The sequence below is a fragment of the Lacrimispora indolis DSM 755 genome (assembly GCF_000526995.1).
GTDB lineage: Bacteria > Bacillota > Clostridia > Lachnospirales > Lachnospiraceae > Lacrimispora > Lacrimispora indolis.
The window spans coordinates 1723849-1747525 of sequence record NZ_AZUI01000001.1; the positions used below are offsets into that span (position 1 = coordinate 1723849).

Below are 23677 nucleotides of genomic sequence, written 5' to 3' on the forward strand. Positions count from 1 at the left end.
ATTATTGTTTTGTCTCCGCCTCTATTTTCAGATGATAATGGGGGGAGACTCCTCTATTCCTAAGTAAAATCGTATTTCTCCTTTGATTCACCGGATTATCCATTGTCTTTAATAAATATAATTCGTGGTTTCCGGTCAAATCGATCCATATGCTCCACATGACTTCTTCCACACTGGCATGCAAAACAACATGATCCTCTCTTGTTCTCACTCTTTTCGTTTCAAGAATATGCTGATATCCATTTTTCTCAAACCCCAGGGATGCATCTTCCAGATCCAGATCATACTCCAGGTTAAGGGCGGATTCCAGATGGAACACATAATCGAAAATTCCTTCCTTTCCGCTTTCCACCCAAAAATCATCAATAAAGGAATCCTCTGTAATCTGTATTGTCCTGGTATAGTTCATACCTTCATAAACATCTTTAACCGCTGCAGTAACCTTATTTTCATCATAATACAGGCATTCTCCCGGACTTACTGAGGTGATGTCCGTTCCATTCCAGCAAACGGTATTATGAGATAGGGTTTTCCTGTGCCATTCATTGCACAGGCGGGCACGGTATCCCGCATTGGATAAATCCCTGGATATTCTGTGATTCCCATACATCAGTTCCACATTCATAATATCCGGGTGGGCATGGGATTTCCCATTGAGTCCATATTTCATAAACGCATTCCAGCCGGCATTTCTCAAAATCACAAAATTGGATTCAGGAAAGTTGTGTGAACGCTGTTTCACCGGAATGAATTTCTGATAATCAAAGTCAATGTTAAACAGCAGCTGTTCCAGGCAGACGCTGTTGCTGCAATAATAGGGCTCTGACAAAGGCAGGGCCGTACGAACGGAATCAGATGCTTCTATGTTCTTCACCAGATTGCCGATGGGACTGTCTTCTCCCATTGCCCTGGCAGCCGTGTGATAGATATAACTGAATGTGCGCAAATTCAGATTGGGCCAGCCATCGTTGGGATTGGGCAGGAATTGATTGTCAAATGCATAATTATATGCCTGTACAAACATATTCTGCAAAACTTCAGTCCCTGATTTTCCAAAATTATAGCCGTAAACTTTACTGAACAGGAAAAGATAAGTAATTCCCTCCAGCAAAAAGAAGTTATAGTGAATCGATCCCTCATACCAGAAACAATCCTTGGTCACTCCTGTTTCCAGCTGTTTTCTGATATTAAACTCACTGGTGAATGCGAAATCAATCATCTCCTGATCCTGGAATGCCAGCCCCATGACGCCGATGGCCGATAGATTCCAGCAGCTGATATTGTGGATCCTTGTTGCCTGAGGAGCCAGCAGGGCATACATTTCCCGAAACATATTGTTATATACCAGGTGCAGAAATTCCGGGCTTAATTCATCTCTTAAAATTTCAATGATCTGAGCAAAACGTATGGCAACAATGGATTCATTTAACCCCTGGGGCATTATTTTGCCGCAGCCCCACGGCATGGTATCATAGGAATCTCCCATTAAGTTTTCTTTATTATGTAAGGGAAACTTCTTATAATGTCCGGCGTAAAATTCCATCACTGACACGGAATAATCAAAGTATTTCTTTTCCCTTGTGGCTTTATAAATGACCGCAGATACCAGTGCCATGATCACTGCTTTATTCCGGTAAAAATAAACCCATACGCCGTCCAAAATCTCACTTTCAAACACTTTGCCGCACACTTCACACCGATGTCTGCCGGGCGAGTTTAAATCAAAGATCAGCCTGCCTCCGTCATCGTCACAGAAATAGTAGTGACCCCACCGGCTTAACCGGTCCGGAGAGTCAGAAAAACAGGGGAGAAATTCATCAACCTCTTTTTTCATTTCCTGTATCAGCTCCTGATTCCAGCCCTCTGCATTCATCAGCTCATAAAACCTGTCATTTACATACTTCATTTCCTTTCCTCGCTTTTTCCTGTTTTACGGAATCCGGTAACTTTTTCTTTCTCCGTTCTTGCTGCAAACCTCTATTAAAACCACGGCCATTTCATCTCCAAAGTTTAACCCGTAGTCTCTTTCTCCGTGTTTGACATGAAGTTCCTTTCCTGCAAAGGAAACTTCCGTATTCATTCCATCAAAAGTAAAGCATTCTATAAACGTCTGCCTTTTTACAGGAGAAGCCGATTGAAATGACAGCGTATTGAGGAAAGATCTGCAAAGCTTATCCGGCTCCTGGGTTGTCATAACACTGACAACCTCCTGGGTGTACTGGTTTGAACAGATCTCCTGGTCTGAAAAAACCGTATATGTGATGCCTCCGCTTTCCATGGGATAATAATAGGAATGATCCGTTTGCTTCTGTGCCGGCATATCCGTATTAGAAATAATACGGTAAATATGCTCCTTATCAGACACACACACATCAATGAACAGAAAAAAGAATAACTGGTCGGTAAATAAAAGACGGCTTACCTCTTTCATTCCAAGTTCTTCCGGATATATCCCGGAGGTTTCGCCTTTATAAATGACCATGGAATCATCCAGCTTAAAGCAAACCACTTCTCCCCGGTATTTTTCCTCAATGGGATAAGAAGAATCTTTTTCCAGCCTTTTTCTGGCGCTGCTCACATATACGTCATTGACATCCACTGCATCCGTATACCGGTCGTCTACCAGAATTACATTGTGGTTATCCGGCATGATATTCCGGTTATATCCGTCTTCGCAGGTCAGATATTCACTTCCCCTTGCGAAAATATAAGAAAGATTGTCCGGATGATGGTGGGAAAGGGAAAGGCATTCCACACCTTCCTTGCGGTATAAATCCCAGCCGTTCATCCACTGCTTTCTGCCCCCGGGACAGCCGCATTTTATGGTCAGGACCTTACTGCTTCTGCTCCAGTCTTCCCTGATGGACAGCAAGCCTAAATCCTCAAAAAACCTTACTCTTGGCAGGAGGGAAAGAGGCTTTTCTGAAACTCCGGGATCATACCATAAAAATTCAAATACAGCCTCCGGTAAAATGCCCGGCTTAATTTTACTTATTTTTGCTTCCGCCATGAGGAATTCATCCAGAACAAGATTTCCAAAGGTCTGGGCAAAGCCATCCCCGTACTCAGCGGCCGTCTTATAATAGACACAGGGAGCATGTCCGCTGTGGCGGTCATGGCTGTCTCCAAAATTCATCTGCTGCTCAAAATCACCGCAGGATTGATATAACCGGTAATAAAAGGTATTCTTCAGATAATTGCTTGTATGAAAATAATCCACGCCTTCTTCTACCTTAAGGAGATGGGCATATACAAAGAGCCACATTCCCCCGTATCTCCAATAGGGAACGCCTTCATAATTTGATCCGTCATCTGCTAGGAGCGAAAATACTCTGGAAAAATTCTTCTTTGCTTCCTCTATATATTGAATGGCCTTGTCACAAGTCTCTGAAAGCACATATCCTGCCGCTGCCAGACCGGTCATATTGATCCAGTTGTGATTCTGATAATAATTGGTTGACCAGCCGTGACCATAAGTATCCAGTTTGTACTGATACATGATATCCGCGTGATGCCTGATCTTGGCCAGGATTTTCTCTTTTTCTTCTTCTTCGAAAAACGGCTTCAGCCAGTCGTATCCCAAAGACAGTCCAAATAAGATCCAGGAAGCAGACAAATCCACATTAACCAGATGGGCGTTTCCCCATTGCTCATAGGACAAAACAGCTCCAATAAACCGCTTTGCTTCAAACAGATATTTATCCTCTCCGCTTAAGCGGTATGCAAGGGCAAGATTCATAATTGCAATCCCCATATACGTGGTGCTCTCTTTTGGATGCTGTGCAGGCAATTGATATGACTCATACCGGTCTGCCTGCAAAAGCAGTCTTTCATACTGCTTTTTTCTTACTCCTTTGGCCTGTTCTTTATAAGGCCTTAAATCACCAATAAATACAAGACTGCTCATGTCTCTATTTCTCCTCTTTCTTCCTCGCTTCGGCCGCTGTATCCATCAATCCGGTCAGCAGGTAATAATAGATGGTGTAAACCGCGGCAAAGCCAATGGGTTCTCCCGGTATGGTGACCGTGCCTTCCGGAAGGTGAAACAGTTCCTCCAACAGCATATTTACGTTTTGATAGGTCATGTAAACCAAAAACACAAGAACCAGATTTTTAAAAATTTCAGCCAGTTTTAAACCTGCATTCTGCCAGCCGCTCCGCTCAAAATAGGATTGATTGTAAATCCTCCCTTTTCTCACTATATCAAACATCCGGTAAGCGACCGGATTATAAAGAAACAATGTTGCAAGCCCCAATCCCAGTCCAAGGAAAAAAATCATATCCAGCGGATCGGCAAAGATGCCGGACTGTGTTCCAAATCCAATAAAAAAGTAGCACATGCCTGCGATCCACCACCTGAATATTCCTGCTTTCACATTGTCCGAGACTTTCTTTTTTCCATATTTCTTTTCTCTGCCCGTCATGATCTTCACCCGTTCTTTATTAAATCAACAATAATCAGGATACCGGAAATTACATAAGCCAAAAGGATTGCCATACTGAACAATACCCCATGATTTACCACGCTCACATTAAGGGAGTGCTGTACAGAAATTGCATTCCGGTAAATAGTGACCAGATAGAATCCTATGCCTGCTGTTACAAAACATATCAATGCTGTAAAGATTCGTTCCGCTACTTCCCGTTTCTTGATACGGGTTGTTTCAAACAGGGCAACCAGCCCCATGAGAACAAACAGAAACATCACAAAGCCGCACATCTCATGTTCCAGGAGAAGCAGGGCCTTTACATGAATATTGGTAAAAATCAGATGCACCAAAGAAGAAATTATAATAATCGCTTTTGCTATACCGGTTAACTGTTTACTCATCCTTCTCCTCCGCCTTTGCATGCATTACTAATTCTGTTGTCTCCTTATCAAAAAAATAGAGATGTTCCATTCCAAAGTGGATATTGACCCGATGGTCAAATTTGTCCTCCAGGGTTTCAATCTGGCATGCCAGGACCGATTCTCCGATTTTTACATACAAAATATAGCAGTTTCCTAAAAATTCTTTGTTCTCCAACTCTCCTGCAACCGTATTGTTATCTTCCCCATGGGAAATGGAAAACTGCTCCGGCCTGATTCCTAATATGAGCTCCCTGCCGGAATACGTTTTTAAGGCATCCGCAATCTTCTGGGGAAAGGAAAGCTCATGGGAACCAAATACAAACCGGCTGCCTTCAACCCTGCCTTCGATGAAATTCATCTGAGGCGCTCCAATAAAACCGGCTACAAATAAATTGCAGGGCTCATAATAAATTTCATTGGGGGTCCCCACCTGCTGGATCACCCCGTCTTTTAAGACCACCATACGGTCTGCCATTGTCATGGCCTCCGTCTGGTCATGAGTCACATAGATGGTCGTAACCTTTAGTTCTCTCTGAAGCCTTACAATCTCAGCCCTTGTACTTGTTCTAAGCTTTGCATCCAGGTTTGACAGGGGCTCATCCATGAGAAATACCTTTGGCTTTCTTACCACCGATCTGGCCAAAGCCACTCTTTGTTTCTGCCCTCCGGACAATTGTCCTGGCAAGCGTTTTAACAGGCTTCCGATCCCTAATATTCCGGAAGCTTCCTGTACCTTGTCATAAATAACCGTGTCTTTTTCATGTCTGACCCGCAGGCTCATCCCCACGTTGTCATAAACCGTCATATTGCCATACAGCGCATAGTCCTGGAACACCACCGCAATATCCCGTTCCACCGGAGGGCATTTATTAATGACCTTATCATCCAGAATCAGATCTCCATCCGATATTTTTTCCAGTCCGGCAATCATGCGCAGGATGGTTGACTTTCCGCAGCCTGACGGCCCTACAAGGACAATAAATTCTCCATCCTCAATTTCTAAATTGAAGCTGCTGACCGCACAAAATCCATTTGCATATGCTTTACTTATATTATTAAACCGGAGTTTTCCCATACCTTTCACCTCGTCCTAGCTGGCTTCTGACTGCTTTAGCTGTTCCTGAAGCCTTTGTCTTCTGTTCCCATGCTTCAAGCTGATAAAGCCGGCTGCCAGAAGTATGATTCCTCCGAAAATATTTGCTGCTGCAATTTCCGTGTGCCTGGCATATGGCTTCAGCACAAGGGGGACCAGCACAGACATTCTGACCAGCATGTATATACCCAGAAAGACAGCAATGACGGCCCATTTTTTGTGATAGATACTGACCTTCACGGCACAGGTAAAAAGTAGAAACAATATCACAATATTAATCATTACCGTGATTCCCATTAAGTAGCTCACAGGCATAACATCCAGAACCATAATATCATAGATGAGTTCAGCCAATATGGCACAAAGGATCAGTGAATATGGCAGCACATCCTTTTTATATAATGACACGTATGCCTTTTTTTCTTTTTCAAGCAACCGATTATCCATTCCTTGTACTCCCCTTCTTCTGATTCTTCCGGAATTTAAAATGGCTTCTGCCAATGGCAGCGCTGTAATAAACACAGCAGAGAATATAGGAAATGTAGATTCCCAGTCCGATTCGGAATGTGGTAAAATGGGGCTCATAATCACCCGCGCTCTCCAACCGCAGATATTGGAAATCCAGTCCCCCATAATAGGTTTCTATGGCCTGAAGGTTAAACAAGGCATAGGCGGAACATGCGCAGCAGAGAAACAGTGACAGCTCCATGATAATTAAAGCAAATTTGTCCGGTATTTTACCGAAAATCTCCAGCAGAAAGGAAAGTAAAATCACGAGAACTCCAAATACCGCAAAGGCAAAAATCTGTTTATTAAATACCTGCAGAATGTAATCATGAAAAAAGGAAATCTGATCATTCTGCTTTAATTTCAGTCCGAACAAGTCCTTATACTCTGTCATAAAACAAAGAGTATAAATGAATACAAGGATCACGATCCCGGTATATAATCCTGCTGCTAATCTTTGAGTTTTTAAACACTTCTGCATCATCAGCTCCCACCTTTTTATAAGGGAGGGGAAAGCCCCTCCCCCGGTTTAACTACTGTTTATCCAATGTCATGACGTCATAGGCAGCCTGATAGGTTTCTTCATAAATCTCAAGTCCCCGCTTCTTAAATTCTGCCGCATATTCTTCATAGTTTTTAGCCACTACCGCACCCTGAGGCGCATTGCCTTTTGCCTGGTAACGGACGATATTAAACATGTATTCTACAATGTCCTCTGTATCAAGGGATGTTGTATCTGAAATCGTTTCTTTCTGCCTGGAAGTCAGGGAGAAGACCGGCGGCACCATTTTATAATAATTGGCATTATCCCCGCTCATTCCTTTTCCCGCATAAGTTGCAAAATTGGTTGTTGAATTTTGCAGAAGAGCCCAGCCTTCAAATCCCCGTTCAGATGTATACTGGTACTCAAAACCGATTTCTTTCTGATATCCAATTGGGATCAGACAGCCCATCCAGTCTCTTAAGAACGTGGATAAATCTCCTTTTGCCACTTTGCCTGAGGTTTCATATACCCAGCTGGTAAATAACGGATACTGTAATCCATCAGGTCCTGTATATGTCTTTCCTTCTTCCAGGTTCATCGGCAAGCCATAATTCTGCAATCTGCTTCCATCTTCTGTAAAAAGGTAGTCCATAACTGCACATGCCCTTTGGATCTGAGCTTCCGTAGAACCTGCTGCGGAAATTGCCCAGCCGTCCGGCTTAATGGCTCTTCCGTTATCCAGATAATACTGCCATGCGCCGTTTACCTTGGCAACCGGAGGCAGAATCACAACGGTATCCGGATTTAAAGAATCAGAAGTGGAGGAAGCAATCCAGTCGTATGTCATAAATCCAAAGGATGGAGCTTCTCCCTCATCGGTCCCCCATAAGGTAGAACGGTAATTGGTCTTTTCAGTCAGATCATATGCATCGGAATAGATCAGCCCTTCCGCCTCCATCATGGATAAATACTGCAGGACATTGTACACGCCTTCTTTTGAGTAGGTATACTGGATATGTCCGTTCTCATCAATGTACCATCTTGCGCCGTAGGAGTCTGCACCATGGACCTTCACACCGTCAAAATATGTAGATAACCGGAGCAAATCCTCCCGGTAGTTGGACTGCCTGACAAAAAGAGGCCATACCACGTTTGCTTTTCCATTGGTCAGCAGAGTGGGATTTGCCTTAATGCAGCGCATCAGGGCGATCATCTCATCAATGTCATAGGCAGCCTTTTCCCCCAGAAATAATTCCGACGGGTTTTCATAATCGTAATTATCCTTAATGTACTGGATCAGCGCATTGGTCAAGGTTTCGCCATTTTTTACTTCCAGGGCATTCTGAATTTCAATAATATCCTGGTCCGTTTTCTTTACAATGTCGATTCCTTCTTTTGGAGTAACTGTTCCACCATTTTCTCCTGTTCTGCGGTTGTTTTCCACATAAAAGCCTTTATAATGCACATCAAAGGAATTCTTATCATAGGCGGCGCCTTCTGCATCCAAAAGCCCGGTGACCCAGGATTCACGGATAACAAAGGTCCTTGCTATCTGATTCAGTTCCGCAATATAAGGCACGTGATAAATATTTCCGTCGTAAGCGGTGATCGCAGACTTTACGTCAGGATTTTTAGATAAATATTCTTTAAAATTAGGCATATAGCCGGTTTTCATCATTTCGCTTAAGTTCACGAATTTTCCTTCGGTTCCATAAAACATAAGGCGTTCTGCAATGGATTCGCCTCCATAGATATTGGCCCCGGAGAAATTTGATGTGGATTCTGTCTGGATCATATCAGTTGCCTTCACATCCTGTACCGTCACATCTGAAAACTTGCTGTTTAATTCCTTTTCCATATAAGACCACATTGGTTTTAACATACCGGCTGTGACAACGGTGCCATCCGGCAGAGTCAATGGAGACTCCTGGTTGTAAGTCATGGTCCTGGACTTATTTCCATTGGCAATATTAAACTTTAATTCAACCATATCTGTTAAATCAGTCTGATCGCCTGCTTCCTCGCTGGTTTCCGGCTGTGTTTCTTCTGCTGCCCGGGTCGATGCCTGATCCACAACGGAAGAACCGCATCCGGTCAATGCCGATGCAAGCATAACGGCACACAGAATACCCCCTGCTACTTTGTTTCTCATAAAAATCCTCCTTCTGCCTTATGGCGAATAAATCATTTATCCTTTTACTCCCCCCATATTCACGCCTTTTGCAAAGTACTTTTGAATATAAGGGTAAATAACTAACACTGGGATGATCGAGCATATAATGATGGCATAAGCCAGGCTGTCTGCGGAATATGCAAGATTGACCGGTGATTCATCGTATAATTTTTGATAGTTTTCAATCAGCTGCCGTAAGTATACCTGCAGCGGCTGCTCATAGGGGTTTGCCAGCAGCATCCTTGACCAGTAATAACCATTCCATCTTGAAATGGCATAAAACAAGGTTACTGTTGCAATGCTGGCTGTTGACATGGGTATGTAAACTTTTCCAAGCATCTGGAACTCATTGGCCCCATCCATGATTGCAGCTTCTTCTATCTCCTTGGGAATGCTGCTGAAATAATTTCTGAGAAGAATGATGTTATATGCCTGAACACCAAAGGCTATAATCATTCCCCACCGGTTATCCACGTGCATGGTCTTATAATTTAAATACAGGGGAATCATTCCAGCACTGAACCACATGGTAAATACCAGCAAAAAGTTCCACTGCCTTCTGAACATCAGCTTTGTTTTCTGCAGCGCATAAGCACCTGTAATGGAAATGGCCATGCTCCAGGCAGTACCAAGTACGGTGTAGAACAGGGTATTGGTGTATGCGATCCAAAAGCCTTTATTGTGCAGCACCATGTCGTAAGCCTGAAATGTCACTTCCTTTGGCAGGAGTACAATCTGGCCGCTTTCATACGCCACCTTTCCGCTGATCGACACGCTGAACGCGTACAAAACCGGATACAGGGCAAGCAATGCAAAGATGATGATCATCGTATAGGAAAATACCTTAAATATCTTTTCACTTCTGTTTAAGCGCTCCATCGTTTCCGCCTTTCCTAATCTACCACAGGGATGTTTCCGATATATTTCTGCTGATCGTATTGGCACCGATCACCAGTGCAAACGCGATCAGTGAATTGAACAGGCTTACTGCGGCTCCAATTCCATAATTGCCTGACAAAATACCGATTCTTTGTTCAAAGGTGGAAAGCACATCTGCTGTCACATAAATGTTCGCATTGTATAAAAGCAAAACCCTTTCATAACCAATGGTCAGCATGCTTCCGATCCTCATAATGATCATGATGATCAGAGTCGGAGCCATTCCCGGAAATGTGATAAAGCGGATTTCCTGAAATTTATTGCCGCCGTCTACTTTTAACGCCTCGTACAGAGAAGGGGAAATTCCCATAATCGCTGCAAAATAAACGATGGAATTGTATCCGCTTTCCTTCCAGATCCCCACCATAATATAGAGAGGCCTGAAATAATTGGATTTCTGCATGATGGACATTCCCGGCTCAATCAGTCCTATGTGCTGGAACAAAGAGGCAATGATTCCGCTTGAGCGGACACCGCTGTATACCAGCATAAGGGCAATGCCTGTAATCGTAACTTCTGAGAGAAAATGAGGCAGATAGGTGGCTGTCTGCGTCAATTTTCTGACCGTATCATTTCCGATTTCAGCAAATAACAAAGCCATGATAATGGGGACGGGGAATCCGAATATAAGGCTGTAGGCACTGATGATAAAAGTATTTCTGAATGCCTGCCAGAACTCAACCTGATTGACACCTGCAACCAGGTTGATAAAATTGTCGATCCCCTTAAATTCACTTCCCCAGACTCCAAACTGAGGGTCAAACCGCTTAAATGCAATGAGAAGCCCTCCCATTGGCTTATAGGCCCACAAAACAAACCAGATCACCAGCGGAAGCAGGAGCACATACAAACGCCAATCCTTTCTCACCGCCTTCCATATCTTTTTTGTCTGCGGTTTTCGCATCTTAACTTCTTCCGTTTCCATTCCCTTCTCCTTCCATCTCAGTAAAATAATATCTCATATCACAGATAAGCCCTTTCCGCATTTGCAGCACACAGCACACAATGATATTGATCATCAAAGGAAAAAATGTCGCCCCAAAATAATCCATGGCTCCTGTTAATTCTCCGGTCAGTAAAAATATAATCATTCCCTTTCCCGCAGACAGGCTGCAGTGAGAAAGAAAGATATAAAGCAGCAGAAAAACATGCCCGTTGGCAATGGTATCCCTGTTTCTGTGTCCATAAACCAGCATGGGAATTCCTATAAATGCATTTGACAAGACATAAAATAAAAATCCGGACCAAAACGGCATATCAGAAAACAGGATGCCGGGTATGCCTCCGATCATGGCTACTGCCACTCCGGCCGCTCCCCAGCGGATCATGGATATGAGACAGAGGGCCATGGAAAAGCTGAAATAAAAGCTGCTGCTCCAAAATTTCAGAGTCTCATAGCTCATAATCTCTGAAACAGCCGCAAGTATGGAAAAAAACAATAAGTCCAGATAACGGAAAGAAACAATTCCTTTTGTATTGTTCATAATTAAGAACTCCGTTCACGATATTGTTTAATAAATGAGATCTCTATAAAAGAGATCTTAAAACCGAAAAAGTTCATATATAAGAACTAAGTTTTTAACATGAGCATATTATACATTTCATTTCTATTTTTGTCAATATAAATGTGCACTTTATATTGTTCTGCTACATATTAGCAATATTTCTTCTCAAAACAGGACAAATAATAAATGCGAGAATGCCTTTTGCATTGCATTTCATCATGAAAAGCAAAAGGCGGTTTTCTCGCATAGCTGACATTGTTTGTGAAATAAAAAAGAAGACATCACGGATTGGGATGATATCCTAAATTTTTTGATATGTTCATAGCCACTTCTTTTAACTCCTGGGCAACCTGCTCGTCATCAATGGATTCGTTGTAGATATCCGATAAGGAAACAGCCGCTGCCACTCTTCCTGAATAGTCAAAAATAGGGGCTCCGCAGCAGCTGGTAATATCCTCCAGTTCTCTCTGATCCAAGGAATATCCCCGCTCTTTTGTTTTCCTAAGCTCTTCCAGCAGCTGCTCTTTGGAAGTGATGGTGTAGTCTGTCAATGGCTTAAAATCAATCTTATCGATAATTGCGCTTTGTTCCTCTTTCGGCAAAAATGCAAGAATCGCCTTTCCAAGGGAAGTGGCATAGGCATCCTTTCTGGTTCCAATGGCGCATGAAGCCAGTCTGGCATTCTGAGCCACGTATTTATGAACGTATACGATCTTGGTTCCGTTTAAAACTGCCACAAAAGCCGTTTTATTATATTTTTCAGCTATTGGCTGTAAATTTACGGTGCACTCTTTTATAAGGCTCATATCATCCACATACTTCATACCCAAAGAAAAGGTCTCTATTCCCAAACAATACTTTTTATCATTATCACGAAGGGTTGTAATATAATTCAACTCCAGCAATGACTGAACGATGACAAAAACACTGCTCTTAGCCATTCCCATTTCATTTGTAATCTCCTGTAAGGTGATCCCTCTTTTTCTGCTCGCTATCAACTGCAAAATCATAAATGTGCGTTCCACGGTCCGATTCATCTCATACCTCCGAAAGTTTATATATACGAATCAAATTCACAATTATATAGATTGTATTCTTTTTTTGCTTTAGTGTCAATATTGTATCACAATGTTCTGTCTTTTTGAAAAATATGCGAGATAAAATAACCGGAAACAATACAAAGCGCCGGGGAAATACTGAATATGCAGTATTTCCCCGGCGTGTTAAAAACTCCCCTATTTTCAAACACCGGAATCAGATCCATCTGACACTGTTCCTGTAATTGATTGGTTTATTTTAATTCCGGCCAATATTCCTTATTGGCTTCAATCATTTCATCCAAAATCTGTTTTGCCACCATGGCTGACGGTATGGTCTTATTCAATGTAAATGCCGCCAAAGCCTTGTCATAGCTTCCTTCTATTGCTGCTTCTACGATCAGCTTTTCACAAGCCTCCTGCTGCTCGACCATCCCTTTAAAGAAGGTGGGAATTTCCCCTACTCTGGTAGCTTCCGGTCCTTCCTTGGTAATGTAGCAGGGAATTTCCACCATGGCATCGTCCGGCAAGTTCTTGACAGCGCCATTGTTCATGACCATAACCAGATGGCGTTTCTTTAAATTAAACGCCAGGCTCATGGCCACTTCCACGATGAATTCTCCGTGAACGCCGGTAAAGAATGGAGTCATGTCAATTTCCCCTGTGGTTTCATACTGTTCCACTGCCTGGAAGATCCGTTTTTCCCTGCCGTCCATGACTTCATTGGCTCTCGTATAATTCTTGTCCGAATGCTTTACGATCTCATCCCCTAACAGATAATACTGCAGATAGGTATTGGGCAGATAATCCGGAAACATTCTCATTAAATTCTTTGCATTGTCAAAGGTATGCTTCCAGGAAGCGTCATTATGACGCACTTCGCTTCTTTCATCAGGAGGCATATAGCCATGCTCTCTTACATAAGCCTTTAATTCTTCCGTACGGTCCTCATCCCCTACACGGATCTTTGTAAACCAGCCAAAATGATTCAATCCAAAGTAATCCGGCACAATGTCTTTTCTGTCACAATCTAAAATGTTTGCCATGTTTCTCATGATTGCCACGGGCATATCGCAAATATTTAAGATTCTGGCATTTGGACGGAGCTTATACATTGCCTTTGCAACAATGGCGGCCGGGTTGGAATAGTTTACGATCCAGTAATCCCTGCTTGCATATTTTTCACAGTAATCAATGACTTCCACCATTGGATAAATGGTTCTTAAGCCATATGCAAGGCCGCCTGGTCCGCAGGTTTCCTGGCCTACCACATCATATTTTAAAGGGATTTTCTCATCAAGCTCTCTCATGTGATATAATCCCACCCGCATCTGGGCAAAAATAAAATCTGCATCCTCAAACGCTTCCTTCGGATCTGTGGTAAGAACCAGCTTCACCTCAGGATCAAACAGTTCAATGACCTTTTTTACCAAAACTCCAACTTTGTCCTGGCGTTCTTTGAAAGTATCATAAAGTCTTAATTCAGAAAGCTTAAATTGATCCTTCTGATCCAGCAGGCTTTTAACAATTCCCGGTGTATAAGTGCTGCCTCCGCCTACAATGACTAATTTAAACGTCTTGTTCATGTCTTTTCCTCCTTATTTGTTTGATTCCATCTTTTCTAACGCATCATCCACCAAGGTTCTCATTTTGGAAACGCTGAGACCGTATACCACCTGAACAGCATTTCCTTTCTTCATAATGCCGGCCGCTCCGGTCCCTTTTAAAGCCGCTTCATCGATCTTTGAACTGTCTGCAACTTCCACTCTTAACCTGGAAAAACAGTTTTCCAGACTTAAGATATTATCTTTTCCGCCTAATGCTTCTATGATGGTCCTGCCCTGGGTCAGTCTTTCTTCCTCAGTCTCTCCGCTTCCGGACTGTTTTGCCTTTAATTCCTTTTTAACGCTTGCTGCATTGGCATTTAAATCCAAAGCCGCTTCCGTATCATCATCCTCTCGTCCAGGTGTCTTTAAGTTCAGCTTTTCGATCATAAACTTAAACACCACAAAGATCACAAGAATCTCCACCAGACCCACCAGTACGTATAAGGGCCATAAGGTTCTGCCGGCTCCTGCCGGAAGATTCAGCACCAGGAAGTCCAGGATCCCATTGGTGGCACAGACGCGGACACCGATCAAATAAACCACCATCTGGAAAAAGCCATCCAGAACAGAATATACAAGCCATAACAAAGGTGCTGCAAAAATAAAAGTAAATTCCAGCGGTTCTGTAATGCCGGCGATCACTGCGGTTAAGGTGGCCGGGATCATCTGGGCTTTTAAGTTTGCCTTTTTCACCTTCTTGGCGGTTACATAGAAAGCAAGTGCCACGCCGATGATACCAAAGGTCTTCACCAGACCATAAGTCAGGAAACGACAGGTATCCGGCATCATTCCTGCTGCCGGATCACTCAGCAATGCCAGGAAGATGGGCTTTGCACCGATAACGTTTTCCCCGCCGATCACCGCCTGTCCGCCCACCGCCGAATAAAGGAAGGGAGACCAGATCAAGTGATGCAATCCCGTCGGGATCAGGAACCGGTTTAAGAATCCGTATACAAATACGCCTGCTGCCCCGGCCGTGCTCATAAAACCGGTTAATGCGGAGATTCCGCTTGCAACTCCCGGCCACACATAAGTCACGCCAATGCTCAATACTGCAATAATGGGAATCATGATCATGTAAACAAGCTTGCTGTTGCCGTAAGGAGCGAATCCGCCCTTAAACTCGGTATCACAGTGTTTGTTGTGAACCAGAGCCACCAAAACGCCGATGATCATGCCAAGAAACACGCCCATATCCGTCACATGGAATCCTAACTGAATGGTCTGTCCCGTGCCATATAAGGCCCCGGCAGTTGCCCCTTCCACCATCTTCCCGGAAAGCTCCAGCCACTTGCTGTTGGCACCTAAAAACATGATATATGCCAGCAATGCCACGAATGATGCATCTGCCTTTTTCTTCTTTGCCATGCCGTTTGCAATTCCCACACAGAACAGAATGCTTAAATTCCCCATAATGGAATTCAGCATGCTGTTAAAAAATTTGCCGATGGTCCACACCGGTCCTCCTTCAGAAACAAATGCGGTATTGGTCATGATCGCGGTCAGGGCAATCATCATACCTACCACAGGTAAAAATAACACCGGCCCGATCATAGCCTTGGAAAAGCTTTGCATCGCTTTTACTGCTTTATCCTTCATTTCGTATTCCTCCATACATTTTTGTTTTCACTGGTAATTACCTTGCTATGGAATTTTATCACACTTGCACACAAACCAAAATATATTCCCCGTTATTCACAACATGTTGACCATATAGTGAACATATTTACTTTTGTTACTAATATGTTCCAATACGGGAAAATAAAAAGAAGAACCGGACTAATCCAGTTCTTCCATTACCTGACTCATTAAATATTCAAATACCACAATCACCCGTGCATAAAAATAGTTGGACTGAAGATTCCGGTCATCCAGCGTCTTGTCATCCAGAATGGGAATATTTACCGCAGACTTTCGCCCAATGTGATTGCTCTGTTCCCCGGTAAAGGAAATGACGTCCACCTGATTTTCATTCGCATAATCAACAAGCTTTGCAATGGTATCCGTTTCACCGCTCTTTGAAACCACAAGAACCAGGGATGCCCCAAGCCGGTTCTTATCATAGACCGCATAGGCGTTGGTCTTAATGACCCGGAAACCGGTTACCAGAAGCTTGCGCTCTATATATTCCGCCAGGGTAGAAGAAAAGCCGGTGGCTGATACTAAAATAATATCATTTCTATGGCTCTTTAACTGGTTCATGAAATCACTTAAAATTTCATCCGGTATATCGTTGATAAAGCTGGTGATGTCCGACAGCCTTTCTTTATTTTTCCGATGGCTTGTCATCATGAAATTAAGACGGTATATCATATCCGTATATCCGGTATATCCCATCTTTTTTGATAATTTAATTATGGTTGCGGCAGACACAAAGTTTAAGTTTGCCACTTCACGTACCGCCATATGAAGTACCTGTTGATTATTTTCCAGGATATAATTTAATATCTGGGTTTCCGTGTCTGTCAGTTTGTATTTGTCTGCCAGTTTATAAACATCAAATTTCATGAAATCCTTTCTTTCAGTGGGATACGCCAGCTGGGAAGGCACTTGCCCGCTCCGCCTTTTACCCAATCATTTTTTAATCTACACTACCCTGATAAAGGAATCATCTAAAACAATCTACTTCAAATGAGACTGCTTAACAATGGTTTCTACCGTAATATTCATCTTTTTCTTCCTGTTTTCATCGGTTAACAGAACCAGACAAAGTAGATCAATCATATAAAGAGCTGATAATTGGCTGTTCACAAACCGTTCCTGGTCAACAAACAGAGGATTGACTACGGGAAAGCAAAAATCCGCACATTGTGCAATGGTGCTGTTAGTGAAGCTGGTAAGACAGATGGCCGTTGCCCCATTCTGCTTCGCCACTCTGACCGCATTGGCGACTTCAGCGGTTTCACCGGATATGGAGATGGCTATGATCAGATCCCCGGCCCCCAAAATAGAGCTGTAAATCAGCATCAAATGGGAATCCGTCACGCTTTGCACATGAAATCCCATCCGTGATAAGCGGAGCATGGTTTCATCAGCAGTCAGCCCTGATGACCCGACTCCAAAGACATAGATATTTCCCGCTTTAACGATCTGGTCTGCCAGGTCTCCCAGTGCCTTCATATCCATCATCTTGTTAGAATGTTCAATTACTGTTTTGTAAAAATCATACACCTGGGTCACGAGATCGTCGGAGTGGGCAATTTTGTTGCCTGCCCCTGCGCTCCCAAGCTGGATTTTCAGCTCTGCAAAGGATTTGCTCCCTACCTTCTTGCAGAACCGGGTAATGGTACCGTCAGAAACTCCCACGGTAGCGGCCAGCACAGAGATATTCATGTTCCGGATATTGTTGCCTTCCTGTAGGATATAATCTGCAATTCTTCGTTCTTTATCTGTAAAAGTCTGATATTCTTTTTGAATTGATGTTAGAATGTCCATATTGGTACCCCTTGTACTTTTGTTGTTTTCTCCATGACACGAAACCCGATAAATATCTCACTAAATGTTCATATTATATCATAGTCACAATAAAAAAACAAAAAGGTTCCATCAAAAAGACAAAAAAAAGCCCTTCCCCCGCTTTCCTATAGAAAGCTGCAGGAAGGGCTGCATAAATTTATTTAGAAACCTTTGACACCGCCTCGGCAAATCTTTGAGTGATGCACTGGGGGCGTGTGATCGCAGTTCCCACCACAACGGCGTAAGCGCCTAGCTCAATAGCCTTTGCTGCCTGCTCCGGCGTGTTGAAATTTCCTTCTGCAATGACCGGATGCTTACACTTTGCAATCAGGGACTGAAGCACCTGAAATTTATCCAGTCCCAAAGACTGAGGCGTATATCCCAGCAGGGTCAGGCCCACAAAATCAAATCCTATTTCATCTGCACGCAGGCCCTCCTCTTCCGTTGAAATATCAGCCATAAATTTCTGGTTGGGGTACCTTTCGTGAAGCTTATGGAGAAAATCCACATCCTGGTTTATGGTAGCATCCACCGCAATCACATCCACGCCGGTACGGACCAAAGCGTCCACCTCTGTCAATGTGGGCGTTATATAAGGTTTGCCCTCTGCGTATACTTTTTTGATTATTCCAATGATCGGAAGATCCACATTTTTTTTGATTTCTTCGATATCTTCAACGCTGTTAGCACGGATACCGATTGCGCCGCCTTCCTTTGCCGCCACTGCCATACGTCCCATGATAAATGAACTGTGCAGGGGCTCCTGTGGAAGCGCCTGACAGGATACAATTAAACCTCTATTCATAAGCAACACATCTCCTTAGTCCTCACCGATTATCTCATTTATTTTTGATTTTATTAAATCTGCTTTCGCTCCGAATATCGCCTGAATTCCTCCCTTCACCTCCAGTACGGCCGTCGCTCCTTCCCGCTTGATTGCGTCTTTGTCAACCTTGCTTATATCCTTTACAGCCACACGCAGACGAGTGATGCAGGCATCACAATCCTCAATATTTTCCTTACCGCCCAAAGCAGCAAGCACACGAACCGCGGTTTCGGCTATAGTGCCCTTTGTTTCCACATTGATCTCGTCATCCTCGCCTTCTTCCCGGCCTGGAGTGGGTATATTAAACTTTGTGATCAGAAAACGGAACAGCACATAGTAAAGAGCCGCCCAGAAAATGCCTACCACCACCACATAGATCCAGTGGGTTTTTGCATTGCCCTGTAATATTCCAAACAAGGTGAAGTCGATGATCCCGCCGGAAAAAGTATTTCCGATGCGCACGCTTAAGAGGTCCGCAATTGCGAAGGAAAGGCCATCCAAAAGTGCATGAACCACATACAGCCACGGCGCTACAAACAGGAACATAAATTCAATGGGTTCGGTAATTCCTGTTAAAAACGATGTGAGGGCCGCTGAGAAGAACAAACCAAATACCATTTTGCGGCGCTTTGCCGGAACACAGTGATACATGGCAAGGCAGGCTGCAGGCAATCCAAAAATCATGGTATCAAAACGGCCAGCAAAAAACCGTGTGCCCTCGGTATACATTCCTGTAAAATTAGGATCAGCCAGCTGTGCAAAGAAAATCTTCTGAGCGCCTGCAATCTGCTGGCCTGCCACAGTGGCAACTCCGCCTAATTCCGTATACCAGAACATGGGATAGATCATATGATGAAGTCCCACCGCTCCGCAAAGCCTCATTAAAAATCCATACAAAAAGGTCCCAAACACTCCCATTCCTGCAATGGCCTGCCCGCTGGAAATCAGCAATCTCTGAAAGGTTGGCCAGATCAGGAAGAATACGGTACCAACGAAAATTGCCGCAAAGGAAGATATGATCGGAATAAAACGGGAGCCGCCGAAAAATCCCAGAAAAGCCGGAAGCTGGATATTCCGGTACCTGTTATGGAAATAAGTGACCATACAGCCAATTACAATAGATCCCACAACTCCGGTGTCAATGGCGCTGCCTTCAGGATTAAAGACGGAAAGCAATGCGCCGATGGATGCGTTCATAACCAGAAACGCAACCGCAGCCGCCAGTCCTGCCGTACCCTTGTCTTTCTTTGCAAGGCCCACAGCCAGACCAATACACATGATCAGTGACAGATTTCCGAACACTACCTCGCCCGCTTTGCTCATAACCGTGAATATGGCCTGGAGAGCAAAAATGTTCAGGAATGGATAGGCTGCCACAGTGTTTGGATTAGACAGTGCTCCACCAATTCCCAGAAGAAGACCTGCTGCCGGGAGAATGGCAATAGGCAGCATAAATGCCTTACCCAATTTTTGCAGTTGTTTAAACATAAATAATACCCCCTTTTTTACGTGCATATTGCACAATTAACATTGAAACTTTTTATATTATTTAGGTATCTTCATTATATTATATAAAATAATTTTAGTCAATACATTTTTAGTAATAATAATTTTAATAACAAGTCCTTTTTTTGCCAAAAGAAATCTCTTCACTTTTTTAAATATTCTGCTTCTTAAATAAGCCTTATACATTCTGACCACATCAGGCCCCAGGAACCCGTCAGTTTCCCGCTGCCTTCGATTCTCTCTGTGACCATCTGAAAATGAATTATCTCCATTTTTCCGGCCAAGGCATTTCAATAAATCTGTTATAGTTCTTTCAGTACCAGTCTCTTTATAAAACTCACTCCTTTCAACACAAAAATGGGAGCAGCCTGTATTCAAACAAGGCTCTCCCATTTCTTAGATATTAAAATTCATTTTTTTGTTATTTTGGAAGTATCTGTTCTGCTTCATTAAGGCGGTTCATCAGGACCCTCTCCAAGCAACGTACCGATCAGATTCTAATTATATTCTATGTACTATAGTTTGATTTCCTTTGTACAAAGCTCATAGATATCAATCATTTGCTTTTTCCCTATTTTAACGAAATTCCCTACAGGAATTGTATCCTTGAAGGTGGCTTTATCTGCCATTTCCTCAAAAGCATCGGCAGGAAGTCCTGCATCAGAAAAAGTAAGAGGCATACCCAGCTTTTTAAAGTATTCACGCATCCTCCGAATACCTTCCAGGCAGATTTCATCCGTTTTTCCATAGGACATGTCTACATCCCATACCTTTACTGCAAATTGGACGAACCTGTTTTTATCGTGGCTGTATACATATTCCATCCAGGCAGGATAAACAATGGACAGACTTGCCCCATGAGCAATATCGTATTTTCCGCTCATTTCCAATGCAATTCTGTGAGAAGCCCAGTCCTGTTCCCGCCCGGTATTTAACAGCCCATTGTGAGCTAATGTTCCCGCCCATACAATTTCAGCCCTTGTATCATAATGATCAGGCTCCTTTAGCGTTGCCAGTCCATTTACAATAATGCTTTTCAAGGCAGCCTCACATAATCTGTCTGTTAAATCCACTTCAGCAGTATTAGTGAAATACCGTTCCATGATATGAGTCATCATATCCACAACTCCGCAGCTGATCTGATAGGGAGGTAAACTAAAAGTTAATTCCGGATTAATAATAGAAAAGACTGGGCGGATCAAGTCCAGATTAATGCTTTTTTTGTACCAGCCATCCTCATTTGTAATGACTGAGCTCAGGCTTGCTTCACTTCCTGCCGCAGGGATTGTCAATATTGCCGCAGTTGGCAGCGTTTTTTGGGGAACTTCTTTCCCAAGATAAAAATCCCATACATCTCCTTCATAGGGTACTCCTACGCCAATGGCTTTTGCAGTATCAATGCAGCTGCCGCCTCCGATTGCAAGGATAAAGCCCACTGTTTCACTTCTGCACAGTTCGATTCCCTGTTTCACAAGACCGAGCCTGGGATTTGGCCGGACTCCTCCCAATTCGCAGTAACAGAAACCCTCTTTTTTCAGCGCTTTGACAACGGTGTTGAAAAGCCCGTTCTTTTTTATCCGGTCAGAGCCATATACGATCAGGACCTTTTTACAATCGCTGTATTTTCTGATATTCTCCCCTATCAAATTCTGCGTATTTCTTCCAAATACAATTTCGGTTGTATTGGAAAACCTAAAATTTATCATACATATACTCCTCTACCTGTAGCATTCCGCTTTTCCCAGGGAACCAAATAATTCCATTTTTTGCCGAATCACCTTACGCGCCTCAAGAATTCCAGGTGTAAATACTTTAGCAGGTATAAAGCCTCCGGTCTCTTCAATTACTTCATTTACTTTTTTAAAAAAGGCATATTTAAAATCACTGGATATATTTACTTTCCGTATTCCGATTTTACACGCTTCACGTATTTCTTCATCAGGATTATTGCTTCCACCGTGAAGAACCAGAGGAACAGGAGATACATTCTTTATCTCTCTCAACAGCTGAAGCCGCAGCTGTGGTTTAAATTCCTTGGGATATATTCCATGTGCCGTGCCAATTGCAATGGCAAGGCAGTCTACATTGGTTTGGGAAACAAATTCCGTAACATCTTCCGGATTTGTATAAGTCACATTTCTGACTCCCCCCTCATCGGAATTATCCATGACCCCAATGGTCCCTATTTCTCCTTCTACTGATACATTTATCATATGTGCAAGTTCTGATACTTCCTTTGAAATCCGGATGTTTTCTTCATACGAAAGTTCGGAACCATCGATCATGACAGAAGTAAAACCGGCCTGAACCGCCTTCATACAGTGCTCCAGGGATTTACCGTGATCCAGATGGAGCACAAACGGTACTCTGCTTTCTGCCAGCCGTTCCCTTACATATGTATAGAATTCCCTAGTGGCAAAATCAAACTCCCCCGGTGCCACCTGAATAATCGCAGGAGAATTGCTGTCCTCTGCTTCCTCGACGACAGCCCGGAACAGAGAACTTTCCGTGGCATTAAAAGCTCCAACTGCAAATTGGTATTTTTCTGCGATTTTCAGCATTTCATTCATATTAATCAGCATTTTCTTCTCCCCTTGTCAAATCATTTCTATTTTAATATCTTCCATATCAGCGGTGACAGTTCCCAGATCTTCAAAATCTTCATCCTCTTCTGTCACCTTTTTCTTGATTGCGGATAATATCACTCCTGTAATCACACTGCCGATAGCCAGCGCCAGACAGAATTTCACCGGATTGGTGAACAGAGGTACCGAGAGCATGCCCCCATGCGGTACCGGAGAACCACAGCCCCAGGTCATGGATAAACCACCTGCTACCGCAGAACCGCAGACACATGCAAAAACTACCCTGACCAGATCTCTTGCAGCGATTGGGATAACACCTTCTGTAATCATACAAAAGCCCATAGGAACAGCGGCCTTCAAAGCTTCTTTTTCAGCCCTGGTATATTTATTCCTGGTAAGCAGGCAGGAGATGGCGATGCCAAAAGGAGGAATCATGGAGCCAACAAACTTCACGGCTTCCGGCTCAATGACACCGTCTATCATCAGTCCATTGACAAATGTAGACATGGTCTTGTTTACAGGCCCTCCGAAGTCAAAGCAGGCCATCCCTCCCAGTACAGCTCCAAATACAAACTTTGAACCGCTTTGAAGACTTGAGATTGCAGAAGTGAGCGTTACCTGAAGCCAGGCAAACGGCTGACCCACAACTGTGAACATTAATATTCCGGCAACGGCAGTGGTCAGTACGGGTATTACCATGACAGGCATTAACCCCTGCATATTCTGAGGAAGTTTTATGTATTTCTTAATAGTCAGAACCAGATACCCGACTAAAAAACCGGCTACAATGCCTCCGATAAAACCGGCTTTGATCTCCGTGCAAATAAAGCCCAATATAAGTCCAGGCGCGATTCCTGGTTTGTCTGCCATGGAATAGGCCACACCGGCAGTGATTACAGGCACTACGGCTGACATACCAAATCCGCCTGCCTTATATAAGAAGTAACCGATACCAGATGTGGAATTACGGACATCCCCGTCAATAAACTGTCCCAGTGCCATGCACAATCCGGCCGCTACTACTAAAGGAATCATGTAACCAATTGCCGTCAATACATGTTTTTTAATGAATGCTATCACTCCATGCTCTTTCATTTTTTATCTCCT

The 23677-nt window shown here is 43.4% G+C and carries 22 protein-coding genes; all 22 read right to left on the reverse strand.

Annotated features, from left to right (window positions below; all coding sequences use genetic code 11):
* Window position 1: 1 nt before the first annotated feature.
* The 22 genes from K401_RS0108250 to K401_RS0108355 all read right to left on the reverse strand — a co-directional run bounded on the left by K401_RS0108250 (window position 2) and on the right by K401_RS0108355 (window position 23665).
* Window positions 2–1906 carry a heparinase II/III domain-containing protein gene (locus K401_RS0108250; RefSeq protein ID WP_024292508.1) on the reverse strand — a complete coding sequence of 635 codons (1905 nt, stop codon included), beginning with the start codon at window positions 1904–1906 and terminating at the stop codon, window positions 2–4.
* 24 nt (window positions 1907–1930) lie between these two features.
* The gene (locus K401_RS0108255) at window positions 1931–3907 is read right to left on the reverse strand and encodes a DUF4962 domain-containing protein (RefSeq protein ID WP_024292509.1); all 1977 of its coding nucleotides are present in this window, start codon (window positions 3905–3907) and stop codon (window positions 1931–1933) included.
* A gap of 4 nt (window positions 3908–3911) precedes the next feature.
* On the reverse strand, window positions 3912–4424 hold the full coding sequence (locus K401_RS0108260) for a hypothetical protein (RefSeq protein WP_024292510.1): 513 nt from the start codon (window positions 4422–4424) through the stop codon (window positions 3912–3914).
* A 5-nt stretch (window positions 4425–4429) separates the two neighbouring features.
* Window positions 4430–4831 carry a hypothetical protein gene (locus tag K401_RS0108265; protein ID WP_024292511.1) on the reverse strand — a complete coding sequence of 134 codons (402 nt, stop codon included), beginning with the start codon at window positions 4829–4831 and terminating at the stop codon, window positions 4430–4432.
* On the reverse strand, window positions 4824–5927 hold the full coding sequence (locus K401_RS0108270) for an ABC transporter ATP-binding protein (RefSeq protein ID WP_024292512.1): 1104 nt from the start codon (window positions 5925–5927) through the stop codon (window positions 4824–4826). Before K401_RS0108270 ends, K401_RS0108265 begins: the two co-directional genes overlap by 8 nt.
* Window positions 5928–5942: 15 nt before the next feature.
* Entirely contained in the window at window positions 5943–6392 is a 450-nt protein-coding gene (locus tag K401_RS0108275) for a hypothetical protein (protein WP_024292513.1), read from the reverse strand.
* Complete coding sequence (locus tag K401_RS0108280) at window positions 6385–6936, reverse strand: hypothetical protein (RefSeq protein WP_024292514.1); 552 nt, start codon at window positions 6934–6936, stop codon at window positions 6385–6387. Before K401_RS0108280 ends, K401_RS0108275 begins: the two co-directional genes overlap by 8 nt.
* Window positions 6937–6985: 49 nt before the next feature.
* Complete coding sequence (locus K401_RS0108285) at window positions 6986–9088, reverse strand: type 2 periplasmic-binding domain-containing protein (protein ID WP_024292515.1); 2103 nt, start codon at window positions 9086–9088, stop codon at window positions 6986–6988.
* A gap of 36 nt (window positions 9089–9124) precedes the next feature.
* Window positions 9125–9988: a carbohydrate ABC transporter permease gene (locus K401_RS0108290; RefSeq protein ID WP_013270840.1), complete on the reverse strand. Its 864-nt coding sequence runs from the start codon at window positions 9986–9988 to the stop codon at window positions 9125–9127.
* Between the two features lie 19 nt (window positions 9989–10007).
* Complete coding sequence (locus K401_RS0108295; RefSeq protein ID WP_051153190.1) at window positions 10008–10973, reverse strand: ABC transporter permease; 966 nt, start codon at window positions 10971–10973, stop codon at window positions 10008–10010.
* On the reverse strand, window positions 10954–11532 hold the full coding sequence (locus tag K401_RS0108300; RefSeq protein ID WP_024292517.1) for a hypothetical protein: 579 nt from the start codon (window positions 11530–11532) through the stop codon (window positions 10954–10956). Before K401_RS0108300 ends, K401_RS0108295 begins: the two co-directional genes overlap by 20 nt.
* 302 nt (window positions 11533–11834) lie before the next feature.
* A complete protein-coding gene (locus K401_RS0108305; RefSeq protein ID WP_024292518.1) occupies window positions 11835–12590 on the reverse strand; it encodes an IclR family transcriptional regulator in 756 nt (251 codons plus the stop codon).
* Between the two features lie 254 nt (window positions 12591–12844).
* Window positions 12845–14176: a 6-phospho-alpha-glucosidase gene (locus tag K401_RS0108310; protein ID WP_024292519.1), complete on the reverse strand. Its 1332-nt coding sequence runs from the start codon at window positions 14174–14176 to the stop codon at window positions 12845–12847.
* Window positions 14177–14188: 12 nt separating this feature from the next.
* Window positions 14189–15796: a PTS transporter subunit EIIC gene (locus K401_RS0108315; protein ID WP_024292520.1), complete on the reverse strand. Its 1608-nt coding sequence runs from the start codon at window positions 15794–15796 to the stop codon at window positions 14189–14191.
* Window positions 15797–15976: 180 nt separating this feature from the next.
* On the reverse strand, window positions 15977–16705 hold the full coding sequence (locus K401_RS0108320) for a MurR/RpiR family transcriptional regulator (protein ID WP_024292521.1): 729 nt from the start codon (window positions 16703–16705) through the stop codon (window positions 15977–15979).
* A gap of 114 nt (window positions 16706–16819) precedes the next feature.
* Complete coding sequence (locus K401_RS0108325; protein WP_024292522.1) at window positions 16820–17632, reverse strand: MurR/RpiR family transcriptional regulator; 813 nt, start codon at window positions 17630–17632, stop codon at window positions 16820–16822.
* A gap of 178 nt (window positions 17633–17810) precedes the next feature.
* The gene (locus K401_RS0108330; protein ID WP_024292523.1) at window positions 17811–18458 is read right to left on the reverse strand and encodes an N-acetylmannosamine-6-phosphate 2-epimerase; all 648 of its coding nucleotides are present in this window, start codon (window positions 18456–18458) and stop codon (window positions 17811–17813) included.
* A 15-nt stretch (window positions 18459–18473) separates the two neighbouring features.
* A complete protein-coding gene (locus tag K401_RS0108335; RefSeq protein WP_024292524.1) occupies window positions 18474–19967 on the reverse strand; it encodes a PTS transporter subunit EIIC in 1494 nt (497 codons plus the stop codon).
* A gap of 57 nt (window positions 19968–20024) precedes the next feature.
* Complete coding sequence (locus tag K401_RS0108340; RefSeq protein WP_024292525.1) at window positions 20025–20363, reverse strand: hypothetical protein; 339 nt, start codon at window positions 20361–20363, stop codon at window positions 20025–20027.
* 137 nt (window positions 20364–20500) lie between these two features.
* A complete protein-coding gene (locus tag K401_RS0108345; protein WP_024292526.1) occupies window positions 20501–21691 on the reverse strand; it encodes an iron-containing alcohol dehydrogenase in 1191 nt (396 codons plus the stop codon).
* A 12-nt stretch (window positions 21692–21703) separates the two neighbouring features.
* Complete coding sequence (locus K401_RS0108350) at window positions 21704–22567, reverse strand: ketose-bisphosphate aldolase (protein WP_024292527.1); 864 nt, start codon at window positions 22565–22567, stop codon at window positions 21704–21706.
* Between the two features lie 15 nt (window positions 22568–22582).
* The gene (locus K401_RS0108355) at window positions 22583–23665 is read right to left on the reverse strand and encodes a PTS fructose transporter subunit IIC (protein ID WP_024292528.1); all 1083 of its coding nucleotides are present in this window, start codon (window positions 23663–23665) and stop codon (window positions 22583–22585) included.
* Window positions 23666–23677 lie beyond the last annotated feature (12 nt).

Bases quoted from the DNA above. Each gene is read 5' to 3' on its own strand.
- K401_RS0108315 (WP_024292520.1), bottom strand. From the start codon at position 15,796: ATGAAGGATAAAGCAGTAAAAGCGATGCAAAGCTTTTCCAAGGCTATG.
- K401_RS0108305 (WP_024292518.1), bottom strand. From the start codon at position 12,590: ATGAATCGGACCGTGGAACGCACATTTATGATTTTGCAGTTGATAGCG.
- K401_RS0108345 (WP_024292526.1), bottom strand. From the start codon at position 21,691: ATGATAAATTTTAGGTTTTCCAATACAACCGAAATTGTATTTGGAAGA.
- K401_RS0108290 (WP_013270840.1), bottom strand. From the start codon at position 9,988: ATGGAGCGCTTAAACAGAAGTGAAAAGATATTTAAGGTATTTTCCTAT.
- K401_RS0108300 (WP_024292517.1), bottom strand. From the start codon at position 11,532: ATGAACAATACAAAAGGAATTGTTTCTTTCCGTTATCTGGACTTATTG.
- K401_RS0108285 (WP_024292515.1), bottom strand. From the start codon at position 9,088: ATGAGAAACAAAGTAGCAGGGGGTATTCTGTGTGCCGTTATGCTTGCA.
- K401_RS0108350 (WP_024292527.1), bottom strand. From the start codon at position 22,567: ATGCTGATTAATATGAATGAAATGCTGAAAATCGCAGAAAAATACCAA.
- K401_RS0108330 (WP_024292523.1), bottom strand. From the start codon at position 18,458: ATGAATAGAGGTTTAATTGTATCCTGTCAGGCGCTTCCACAGGAGCCC.
- K401_RS0108325 (WP_024292522.1), bottom strand. From the start codon at position 17,632: ATGGACATTCTAACATCAATTCAAAAAGAATATCAGACTTTTACAGAT.
- K401_RS0108280 (WP_024292514.1), bottom strand. From the start codon at position 6,936: ATGATGCAGAAGTGTTTAAAAACTCAAAGATTAGCAGCAGGATTATAT.
- K401_RS0108335 (WP_024292524.1), bottom strand. From the start codon at position 19,967: ATGTTTAAACAACTGCAAAAATTGGGTAAGGCATTTATGCTGCCTATT.
- K401_RS0108275 (WP_024292513.1), bottom strand. From the start codon at position 6,392: ATGGATAATCGGTTGCTTGAAAAAGAAAAAAAGGCATACGTGTCATTA.
- K401_RS0108295 (WP_051153190.1), bottom strand. From the start codon at position 10,973: ATGGAAACGGAAGAAGTTAAGATGCGAAAACCGCAGACAAAAAAGATA.
- K401_RS0108320 (WP_024292521.1), bottom strand. From the start codon at position 16,705: ATGAAATTTGATGTTTATAAACTGGCAGACAAATACAAACTGACAGAC.
- K401_RS0108310 (WP_024292519.1), bottom strand. From the start codon at position 14,176: ATGAACAAGACGTTTAAATTAGTCATTGTAGGCGGAGGCAGCACTTAT.
- K401_RS0108250 (WP_024292508.1), bottom strand. From the start codon at position 1,906: ATGAAGTATGTAAATGACAGGTTTTATGAGCTGATGAATGCAGAGGGC.
- K401_RS0108270 (WP_024292512.1), bottom strand. From the start codon at position 5,927: ATGGGAAAACTCCGGTTTAATAATATAAGTAAAGCATATGCAAATGGA.
- K401_RS0108255 (WP_024292509.1), bottom strand. From the start codon at position 3,907: ATGAGCAGTCTTGTATTTATTGGTGATTTAAGGCCTTATAAAGAACAG.
- K401_RS0108265 (WP_024292511.1), bottom strand. From the start codon at position 4,831: ATGAGTAAACAGTTAACCGGTATAGCAAAAGCGATTATTATAATTTCT.
- K401_RS0108260 (WP_024292510.1), bottom strand. From the start codon at position 4,424: ATGACGGGCAGAGAAAAGAAATATGGAAAAAAGAAAGTCTCGGACAAT.
- K401_RS0108355 (WP_024292528.1), bottom strand. From the start codon at position 23,665: ATGAAAGAGCATGGAGTGATAGCATTCATTAAAAAACATGTATTGACG.